The organism is Pseudomonas sp., assembly GCF_037994325.1.
In the GTDB taxonomy this organism is placed as follows: Bacteria; Pseudomonadota; Gammaproteobacteria; order Pseudomonadales; family Pseudomonadaceae; genus Aquipseudomonas.
In genome coordinates, this window is sequence record NZ_JBBNAH010000072.1 from 1 (window position 1) to 9833 (window position 9833).

The window sequence follows — 9833 nt, forward strand, 5'->3', positions numbered from 1 at the left end:
TTGCCGATCAGGGTGGCGCCTTTGACCGGGGCGGTGAGTTTGCCGTCTTCGATCAAGTAGGCCTCGCTGGTGGAAAACACAAATTTGCCGCTGGTGATATCCACCTGCCCGCCACCTAAGTTGGCGCAGTACAGGCCCTTTTTCACCGAGCGGATAATTTCTTCCGGGTCGCTTTCGCCAGCCAGCATGTAGGTGTTGGTCATACGTGGCATCGGCAGGGCGGCGTAGCTTTCGCGGCGGCCGTTACCGGTGACAGGCACGCCCATCAGACGGGCGTTGAGCTTGTCTTGCATATAGCCCTTGAGCACACCGTTTTCGATTAGCGTGGTGCATTGGGTCGGCGTGCCTTCGTCGTCCATGCTCAGCGAGCCACGGCGGCCGAACAGGGTGCCATCGTCGACGATGGTGCACAGGCTGGAGGCGACTTTTTCGCCAACACGGCCGCTGTAGGCCGAGCTGCCTTTGCGATTGAAGTCGCCTTCCAGGCCATGGCCCACCGCTTCGTGCAGCAATACGCCAGACCAACCCGCGCCCATCACCACCGGCATGGAGCCGGCGGGTGCCGGGATCGCTTCCAGGTTAACCAAGGCTTGGCGCAGCGCCTCACGGGCATAACCCATGGCACGGTCTTCGGTGAGGAAATACAGGTAGTCGGAACGCCCGCCGCCGCCATGGCCACCGCGCTCACGACGGCCATTCTGCTCAACAATCACACTGACGTTAAAGCGCACCAAGGGGCGGATATCGGCGCCCAGGCTGCCATCGGCGGCGGCCACCAGAATTCGCTCCCATACGCCCGCCAAGCTGACGGTCACACGGGTAATACGCGGGTCAAGGGCACGGGTGGCGATATCGACGCGCTTGAGCAGCTCGACCTTTTCCGCGCGGGTCATCACTTCCAAGGGGTTATCCGGCGCATACAAACGCGCCACTTCCGGGCTGACAAAGGCCTGCACGCGGCCTTGCTGGCCAGCGCGGGCAATCGAGCGGGCCGCGCGGGCGGCCTGGCTCAGGGCTTCGGCGGTGATCGCGTTGCTATAGGCAAAACCGGTTTTCTCACCGGACTGGGCACGCACGCCCACGCCTTGATCAAGGTTAAAGCTGCCTTCTTTGACGATGCCGTCTTCCAGCACCCAGGTCTCGGAAACCTGACCCTGGAAATACAGGTCAGCGGCATCAATCCCCGGCCCAACCAACTCGCCCAGCACGCCCGGCAAGTGTTCCAGAGTCAAACCGCCCGGCCCCAACAGGTGCTCGCTGACGGACATCAACAGGTCGCTCATAGCTACTCCAATAGGCGCTGTGGCCTTTTAAATCGGTGCCTTCAGGTCGGCGCCTTAAGCGACGACACAGCAAATCGGCGGTGTGCAAACACCGGCATACGCTGGCGGATGTCTGCCTGCTCAACCGCATCACGGTTGGCCAACAGCGCAGCCGCGCCTTGGGCCTGTTCGGCAAGCACCCGGCCCCAGGGGTCGATGATTGCCGCATGGCCAAATGTTTCGCGCCCCTTTGGGTGCAAGCCGCCTTGTGCCGCGGCGAGGATATAGCACTGCGTTTCAATGGCCCGCGCCCTTAGCAGTACCTGCCAGTGCGCCGCGCCCGTTACCGCAGTAAATGCTGCCGGTGCGGTAATCAATTCTGCCCCGGCCTCACGTAGCGCGCTGTACAGCTCGGGAAAGCGCAGGTCGTAACACACGGTCAAACCCAACCGCCCCACCGGCGTATCCGCCACCACCACATTGCCGCCAAAGGCATAGTCATCCGACTCACGGTAGCGGCCACGGCTGTCGGCGACGTCGACATCAAACAAGTGCAGCTTGTCGTAACGCGCCGCTTGCTGGCCCTGATCATCGATCAACAGCGAGCAGGCATGGGACTTGGCGTCGGGCTGCCCTTCTGGCGGCAGCGGGATTGTGCCGCCGACTATCCATAAGGTGAGGTCGCGGGCGGTCTGTTTCAACCATGGCAGGATCGGTCCGTGACTTAGCGCCTCGGCACGCCCGATGGCGGCGAAGTCGCTACGGCCCATGGCGGCGAAGTTTTCCGGCAGCACGGCCAGTTTTGCGCCGGCCTCGGCGGCTTGCTCCAGCAATTGCCGGGCCTGGGCCAGATTAGCCAGCACATCGTCCTGGCTGACCATTTGAATTACCGCAAGGGCCATACGAGCTCCAAAGCCACGCTCACGCCCATAAGACTAGCGAGGTTTTTCAAAAGGCTTGTCGAAACTGATCTTCGGGTCCTGCCAAGCGCCCTTAACGGTGTACTGCACGCTGGCAAAACGGGCGACCTGTTTGCCCAGCAGTTTATCCACCACAAACAGGGCACCGCCAATGGCCGGCGCGCCGACGATCAACGCCGCCAACGGCAAGTTATTGCTCAAAGGCAGCGTCACCAACAGCTTGGCATCGACCTGGTTGCTGACCATATCCAGGGTGCCGTTCATTTCCAGGTTGCTCGACGGCCCGGTCAGGGTAATTGGTTCACGGGTCACGTACACGCCATTGCTGGCCACCAGCAGGCCCTTCACCCGGTCGTAGCTCAGGCCTTTGGACAACAGGTCGGAGAAGTCCAGGCGCAGGCGACGGCCGATGGAGTTGAAGTTCAGCAGGCCAAATACCCGCAGCGCAGCGGTCGAACCCTGGGCTTCGACAAACTGGCCTTTGCGCAAGGTTGGGTCGAGGCTGCCGCTAAAACGCTTAAGGCTGATCCAGGCTGGCGAGCCCGGCCAGCGGCCATCGATATCCATATGAAAGTCTTCGCTGGTGGCGGTGGGCGCAAAGCCCCAGGCGAGCAATACGTCGGACAGATTGCCGCCGCCGATCCGCCCCTTGAACGAGCTGCTGGTGGAACCCGACGCGCCCTGCCAACCCACATCACCTTCGAGCTGCAACCCTTTGAGGCCCATCTTGACCTCGCTAAAGTTCACCCCGTTCGCCGCTGGCCGTGCCTTTAACGACCAGGCGCCAAGCAACGCATCGCCCTGGTAAACGCGGTCGATGCTGAGGTTAAGCGCGGGGATCTGCCGCGGGTCAACATCGGCCAGCGGGTCTGGCTCGTCCACTTCCACGGCGTTCGGATCCGCCGGCTTGGGCGGCTGCGCTGGCGGAAAGCGCAGGTGTTTAAGCTGCACATCGATAGGCGCGCCATCGGCCACTGGCAGGCCAACCTGGCCGCTGACTTTGTCGCTACCCAGGTTGATGCGCCAGCCCGTGTCCAGGCGGGTCATCTTCACATCGAGGTTATCAATGTCTGCGCCCAGGCCGTGGAAGGCGCCGATGTGCAGATCGGCGCTGTTGAAGAATTGCTTGGCGCTGGCCGCCTGGTCGCCGGCGTAGCGCTTGGCCACGTCCTGCCAGACGCTGGCGTCCAGCTCGGTAATTTCGCCATTAACCTGCAAGCCCTTGGCGCTAGGAACACTGGCGGTGCCGCTGCCCAGGCGCAGTTCAGCGCGGCCATCGCTGATGCCACTGGCGGGCGCGCTGGCAGCCAGGCTGGCGAATTTATCGTAGGTCAGCGCGTAGCTGCGCTCGGCGCCCTGCAAACTCATGCGCCATTGGCTGCGGCGCTCATCGGCAGCAGCTTTGCCCAGTGGTGCTGGCAAGTCGACAGTCAGACCCTTAAGCGTGGAGTCGACCTGTAACTGGCTGTTGTCGCCGTCCAGGGTCACGGCCAACTGATACGGCAGCTCGCCGGAAACCGGCAGCGGCCGAGTCACCGCCAGCCAATCGGTGAGGCTTTTCAGCGCCACGGTGCCGCTGGCTTCGATACGGCTGGTGGGCTTGCCTACGGTTTTACTGGCTATCGCTTTACCGCGAACGGGACGGCCAAACACCTGGGCGCGGATATCGGCCGCGCTTAACCCGGTGGCGGTGTCGTAGCGGAAGTCGCCCTTAACCTGGCTAAGGTCCAACTTGGGCGATGGCATGCTAAGCGTGGCGCCATCGGCGGAGAAGTCGACGATGGCACGTGTGGCCGGGCCAGGCCCCAAGGGAATATCTAGATTGAGCTTGCCTTTCAGCGCGCCCTCGCCGCCCCAGCCGGCAAATACCGAGCCGGTGCCAATCGGCGCTTCCTGCAGAATTTTCAAGGCATCGGCCATGCTGCTGTCGACATTGCCGGTAATCAGCAAGCGCGATGGCTGGCCTTTGGCAACATGGGGTACATCAACATTTACCTCGCTGACCGTGCTGTTGAGTAACTGGCCACTGGGCGCACGCACGCGCACGCCAGTGTCTTCGATCAGCACATCGCCGCTGACGCTTTTCAGTGCCGGCCAGCCGGGCTGAAAGGCCAGTTCGGTGTCGTGCACCTTAAAGAACAGGCTGATGCTATGGGCGGCGTCTTCGGCGCCTTTGTTTAGTGAACCTTGGTATTGGAAATAGCCTTGATCAATGGCGCCGCTGTGGATGGCGGTGGTCAACCATTTGGCCAAATCCTGGCTAAAGCTGGGCACCAGAGTGGGTAAATATTTCTCCACATACTGGGCATTACCTTCCTGCAGGCCGACGCGCAGGTCCATATAGTCTTCGGTGTTTGGCGCCAGGGTCAGACGAATCAGGAAGTCGCCGGCCAGCTTGCCCTCGTCGCCCACCAGCTTCATATACGGCGCAATCAAGGTGAAGGCGTCGGCATTAAGGGTCCAGGTGAGGCGCGCATTGGCCTTTTGGTAGTGCCAGGGCTTGGGGAAGAGATGGTCCAGGTGCAGGGCGAAATTTTCCGTGTCCATGCGCAGCTCGCCATGGCCGAGATCACCGCTGACGCTACCGCTGACATTCTCTGCCGCTGGCGCGCCGCCATAGGCGCTAAAGCTGATTTGCTGGAGGTTGGCGGCAAACTGCACGCGCCCATTAGGGTCGCTGGCTTGGGGCGTGATAGTGACCTGTGCGTTATGCAGCGCGCCTCGCGGTTGCAGGCCGTGCAGCACGTCGGCGGCTTTGGCTGGCAGCGGCGCCAGGCCTTCGATAAGGGGCGTCAGCGGCGCCAGGTCGAGACGGTCGGCGGTGATTTGGTAGCTCTGCGGGCGATTGTCGGCGGCAGTTTGGTAGGTGAGGCCGACCTGCACTTCGCCCCAACGCGTTTCCCCGAGGGTGGCTGCCAGAGAATTCAGCAGCACGGTATAGCCCTGCTCTGTGCGGTTGAGATAGGCCATCACCGCCAGATCATCCACTTGCACCGCCGGGCGTTCGGCATAGGCCGCGCGCAGTTCCGGCGCATGCAGCCGCGCCACCGCACGCTGCACCGCGCCATCGGCCCAGGACAGCCAGAAGTCGCCGCCCGCCTGCAAGCGCTGCACCTGCCAGTCGCGCGTAACGCCGGCCGGCAACCACTGCGCCCAGTCGCTTTGCGGCAGGCTGAGGTAGATCTCGGCCTGGGCTTCACGCCAGGTTTTCGGCTTTACCCGGGCATCGACGCTGAGGCTCAGCGGCTGGCCATCGGGCAAGGTCAAACGCCCGGCCAAACGCTGGCGGCTGCTGCCGGTGAGCAAATCGAGGTTGACGTAGGTAAAGGTCAGCGGCTTGCCCTGTTGCGGCTCAAGGGTCAGTTGGCTGTTAACCAGGGAAAGCTGGGTGATGCGCTTGAGGCTGCGCAGGATTTGTTCGGGGTCCAGCGGCGCATTGTCGTTGCGCTGCGGCAGGCCTTCGAAGGCCCACTGGCCTTCGGCGTCTTGCACGGCACTGAGTTGCAGGCCGTCGACTTCCAGGCTGCCTACTTGCACGCGCTGGGCCAGCAGACTGGCCCATAGGTCCGGCTCCACCCGTACCTGGTCCAGGCGCAAGGCACTGGGCCCCTCACCCACTTGTACATCGTGGGCCACCAACAACGGCGCCAGCCCCCGCCAACTGCCTTCCAGGCTGCCGATACTGACCGGCAACCCAACCGCTTCGCGGACTTTGTCTTCGGCTTGCAAGCGGTAGTCGGCCACCATCGGCACCAGCAGCCGACCGACACTGACATACAGCGCCGCCACGATCAGGCCCGTGGCACAGAGGTACAAACCCCAACGCAGCAGGGTGGCGATTAAGCGAACAAGGCGCTGCATGGTTTGGCGGCTTTCCTTTTATTTTGTGGCCGAGTCAATTTCGGCGAGCCGTCGTTATACGTAAGGGCAATTGGCGACGCGAGAGGACTCAGAGTAGGACCACGTCATATTGTTCCTGCGAATACATACTCTCGACCTGGAATTTAATCGTGCGGCCAATAAAGCTCTCAAGGTCAGCCACATTACCCGACTCCTCATCCAGCAGGCGGTCGACCACTTTCTGATTGGCCAACACACGATAGCTCTCGGCTTGGTAGGCCCGCGCCTCGCGCAAGATTTCGCGGAAGATTTCGTAGCAGATGGTTTCCGGGGTTTTTAACTTGCCGCGCCCTTGGCAACTGATGCACGGCTCGCAAAGAATTTGCTCAAGGCTTTCGCGGGTGCGCTTGCGGGTCATCTGCACCAGGCCCAACTCGGTAATGCCGATAATGTTGGTCTTGGCGTGGTCGCGCTCCAGTTGTTTTTCCAGCGTGCGTAGTACCTGGCGCTGGTGCTCCTCATCTTCCATGTCGATAAAGTCGATGATGATAATGCCGCCCAGGTTGCGCAGGCGCAGTTGCCGGGCAATGGCAGTAGCGGCTTCCAGGTTGGTTTTGAAAATTGTTTCTTCCAGGGTGCGGTGACCAACAAAGGCGCCGGTGTTGACGTCGATGGTGCTCATCGCCTCGGCCGGGTCGATCACCAGATAACCGCCCGACTTCAACGGCACCTTGCGTTCCAGCGCGCGCTGAATTTCATCTTCCACGCCATACAGGTCGAAGATCGGCCGCTCGCCGGGGTAGTGCTCGATTCGGTCGGCGACTTCTGGCATCAGCTCATCAACAAACTGGGTGACCTTCTGAAAGGTTTCCCGCGAGTCGATACGCAGCTTTTCGGTACGCAGGCTGACCAGATCACGCAGGGTGCGCAGGGCCAGACTAAGGTCTTCGTAAATAACCGAAGGCGTTGGCGCGGTTTTCATCTGCGTGCCGATCTGGCTCCACAGGCGACGCAGGTAACGGATATCGGCGACGATTTCATCAGCCCCGGCACCGTCGGCAGCGGTACGCAAAATAAACCCGCCGACCTCTTCAATGCCTTCTGCGGCGATGCAATCGGCCACCACTTTTTTCAGGCGCTCGCGCTCGACTTCATCTTCGATGCGCAGGGAAATGCCGACATGACTGGTGCGCGGCATATACACCAAGTACCGCGAGGGGATCGACAGCTGCGTGGTCAGGCGTGCGCCCTTGCTGCCGATGGGGTCTTTGGTCACCTGCACGGTCAGGCTTTGGCCTTCGTGCACCAGGGCGCTGATGGTTTCCACCGCCGCGCCTTCACGGGTAGAGATTTCCGAGGCGTGGATAAACGCCGCGCGCTCCAGGCCAATATCGACAAACGCCGCCTGCATACCCGGCAGCACGCGCACCACTTTGCCTTTATAGATATTGCCAACGATGCCGCGACGCTGGGTGCGCTCAACGTGCACCTCTTGCAGCACACCGTTTTCCACCACCGCCACACGCGATTCCATGGGGGTGATATTGATCAGAATTTCTTCACTCATGGCTGCTTCTCGCTAAAGCCCTGCCAGCAGGGAATGCCGAATTCGGCGAGTAAGGTTGCAGTCTCGCACAAGGGCAGGCCGACCACCGCTGAATAGCTGCCGCGCATTGCGTTAACGAAGACCGCGGCCAGGCCCTGAATAGCGTAGCCGCCGGCTTTGTCTTGCGGCTCGCCACTGAGCCAGTAGGTCGCCGCTTCGGCGGCGGAGATGGCGCGAAAGCTGACGTCGCTCACCACCAGGCACACCTGGCTGCGCTGGCCGTCGCTTAATGCCACGGCAGTCATGACCTGGTGTTCACGAGCGGAAAGTAATTGCAGCATGGCCAGCGCGTCGGCCTGGTCGAGCGGTTTGCCGAGAATCTGGCCATCAAGCACCACGGCGGTGTCTGCACCCAGTACCACGGCATCAGCAGGCTTTTCTAAGGTCGCCAAACCCGCTGCCGCTTTGGCCAAGGCCAGGCGCTGCACATAGGCGGCGGCCGACTCCGCAGGCAGCACAGTTTCGTCGATAGGGGCGCTAAGAATCTGGAACGGGACACCGATCTGCGTCAGCAGCTCGCGGCGTCGTGGAGACCCGGAAGCCAGGTAAAGCGTGGCCATCAGACCTCTCCCTGTCGAGCAGTACCGAGGCGCTGGCTAGAAAAGCCTCGCCCCGCTTAGTTGACGTTCAAACGCTTTTGGACACCGCGCAAAAACACCGATACCCACGGCCAGAGCAACGCGCTGACCAAGGCCGGCAGCACAAAGGCCAGGGTTGGCGGACGGTTGCCGGTCAACGCATTGAGCCACAACTGCACCAGCTGGGCCAGGCCGAACACCACCAACAACACCAAGCTCTGTTGCCACATGGGGAACATACGCAAGCGTTGGTGCAGGCTCAGTACCAGAAAGGTGATCAGGGTAAGGATCAACGCGTTCTGCCCCAGCAGCGTGCCGTACAGCACATCCACGCCGATGCCCAGCAGCCAGGCGGTGGTCATGCCGACGCGATGCGGCAGCGCCAGCACCCAATACGTGAGGATCAAGGCTGGCCACAGCGGACGGCCGACTTCCATAAAGTCTGGCAACGGCGCCACGCTGAGCAACAAGGCCAAACCGAGGGTAAACCAGATCACCCAGCCATTATTCGGGCGCAAACCAATCATCGACGCTCTCCCTGAGTAGCCGGCTTGGCTGGTGTGGGCGTGGTTGCTGGTTTTGGCGTAGTGGCTGGCTTAGGCGTGGCAGCTGGCTTAGGCGCGGCGGCCGGTTTGGGCGTAGCGACCGGTGCGGCAGGCGTAGCACTGGCTGGTGCCGCCGGAGCAGGCGCCGGTGTGGCCGAGGCTGGCGCCGCAGCGGGCTGAGTACCCGCCGCGTTTTGCTCGGCCTGACGATCAACTTTTTCCTGCGCCTCGGCCGAATCGGTGGCGCGCTGTTCCGGGCTGCGGGTGTCCGAGAACACCAACAATACATAACGGCTGCGGTTTAACGCGGCAGTCGGCACGGCGCGGACAATGGCAAACGGCTGGCCAGAGTCATGCACCACTTCCTTGACCACCGCGACCGGGTAACCCGCTGGGAAACGCTGGCCCAGGCCCGAGCTCACCAACAGATCGCCTTCTTTGATATCCGCCGTGTCAGCCACATGGCGCAGCTCCAGGCGCTCCGGGTTACCGGTGCCGCTGGCGATGGCGCGCAGGCCATTACGGTTTACCTGCACGGGAATGCTGTGGGTGATATCGGTGAGCAACAACACCCGCGAGGTGTAGGGCATCACTTCCACCACCTGGCCCATCAGGCCACGGGCATCAAGCACGGGCTGGCCGAGGAACACGCCGTCCTTGCCGCCCTTGTCGATCAGAATGCGATGGGTGAAAGGATTGGGGTCAACACCGATCAGCTCGCTGACCAATACTTTTTCATCCACCAGCGACGACGAGTTGAGCAACTCGCGCAAGCGCACGTTCTGCTCGGTCAACGCTGCCAGCTTTTGCAGGCGTCGCTCCAACAGCAAGGCTTCGGCTTTGAGCTTTTCGTTCTCGCCGAGCAATTCGCTGCGGCTGGTGAATTGCTGGGTGACGCCATCCCACAGGCGGATCGGAAAATCGGCCAACCAATAGAATGGCGTCAGCACCAAGCCCATTTGGCTGCGCGCAGATTTCAGGGAATCAAAGCGGGCATCGACCACCATCAGCGTGGCCGACAACACCACCAGCACCAGCAGGCGTACCCCGAGGGAGGGCCCCTTGGCAAAGAGCGGCTTAAT

7 protein-coding genes are annotated in these 9833 nt (G+C 61.9%); all 7 read right to left on the minus strand.

Annotated features, from left to right (window positions below; translation table 11 throughout):
• Window positions 1-1283 (minus strand): metalloprotease TldD (tldD, locus tag AAAB16_RS02365; protein WP_340661888.1); only part of this gene is annotated, 1283 nt, incomplete at its 3' end.
• A gap of 41 nt (window positions 1284-1324) precedes the next feature.
• Window positions 1325-2164 (minus strand): carbon-nitrogen hydrolase family protein, encoded by an 840-nt coding sequence (locus AAAB16_RS02370; protein WP_340661889.1) that lies wholly within the window; start codon window positions 2162-2164, stop codon window positions 1325-1327.
• Window positions 2165-2197: 33 nt separating this feature from the next.
• Window positions 2198-6043: a YhdP family protein gene (locus AAAB16_RS02375; protein ID WP_340661890.1), complete on the minus strand. Its 3846-nt coding sequence runs from the start codon at window positions 6041-6043 to the stop codon at window positions 2198-2200.
• 88 nt (window positions 6044-6131) lie between these two features.
• On the minus strand, window positions 6132-7589 hold the full coding sequence (gene rng / locus AAAB16_RS02380; RefSeq protein WP_340661891.1) for a ribonuclease G: 1458 nt from the start codon (window positions 7587-7589) through the stop codon (window positions 6132-6134).
• Entirely contained in the window at window positions 7586-8188 is a 603-nt protein-coding gene (locus AAAB16_RS02385) for a nucleoside triphosphate pyrophosphatase (protein ID WP_340661892.1), read from the minus strand. The genes rng and AAAB16_RS02385 overlap by 4 nt, the downstream gene beginning before the upstream one ends.
• A 56-nt stretch (window positions 8189-8244) precedes the next feature.
• Complete coding sequence (gene mreD / locus AAAB16_RS02390; RefSeq protein ID WP_340661893.1) at window positions 8245-8733, minus strand: rod shape-determining protein MreD; 489 nt, start codon at window positions 8731-8733, stop codon at window positions 8245-8247.
• Window positions 8730-9833 (minus strand): rod shape-determining protein MreC (gene mreC / locus AAAB16_RS02395; RefSeq protein WP_340661894.1); only part of this gene is annotated, 1104 nt, incomplete at its 5' end. The genes mreD and mreC, both read right to left, overlap by 4 nt.

Bases quoted from the DNA above. Each gene is read 5' to 3' on its own strand.
- AAAB16_RS02370 (WP_340661889.1), bottom strand. From the start codon at position 2,164: ATGGCCCTTGCGGTAATTCAAATGGTCAGCCAGGACGATGTGCTGGCT.
- AAAB16_RS02375 (WP_340661890.1), bottom strand. From the start codon at position 6,043: ATGCAGCGCCTTGTTCGCTTAATCGCCACCCTGCTGCGTTGGGGTTTG.
- rng (WP_340661891.1), bottom strand. From the start codon at position 7,589: ATGAGTGAAGAAATTCTGATCAATATCACCCCCATGGAATCGCGTGTG.
- AAAB16_RS02385 (WP_340661892.1), bottom strand. From the start codon at position 8,188: ATGGCCACGCTTTACCTGGCTTCCGGGTCTCCACGACGCCGCGAGCTG.
- mreD (WP_340661893.1), bottom strand. From the start codon at position 8,733: ATGATTGGTTTGCGCCCGAATAATGGCTGGGTGATCTGGTTTACCCTC.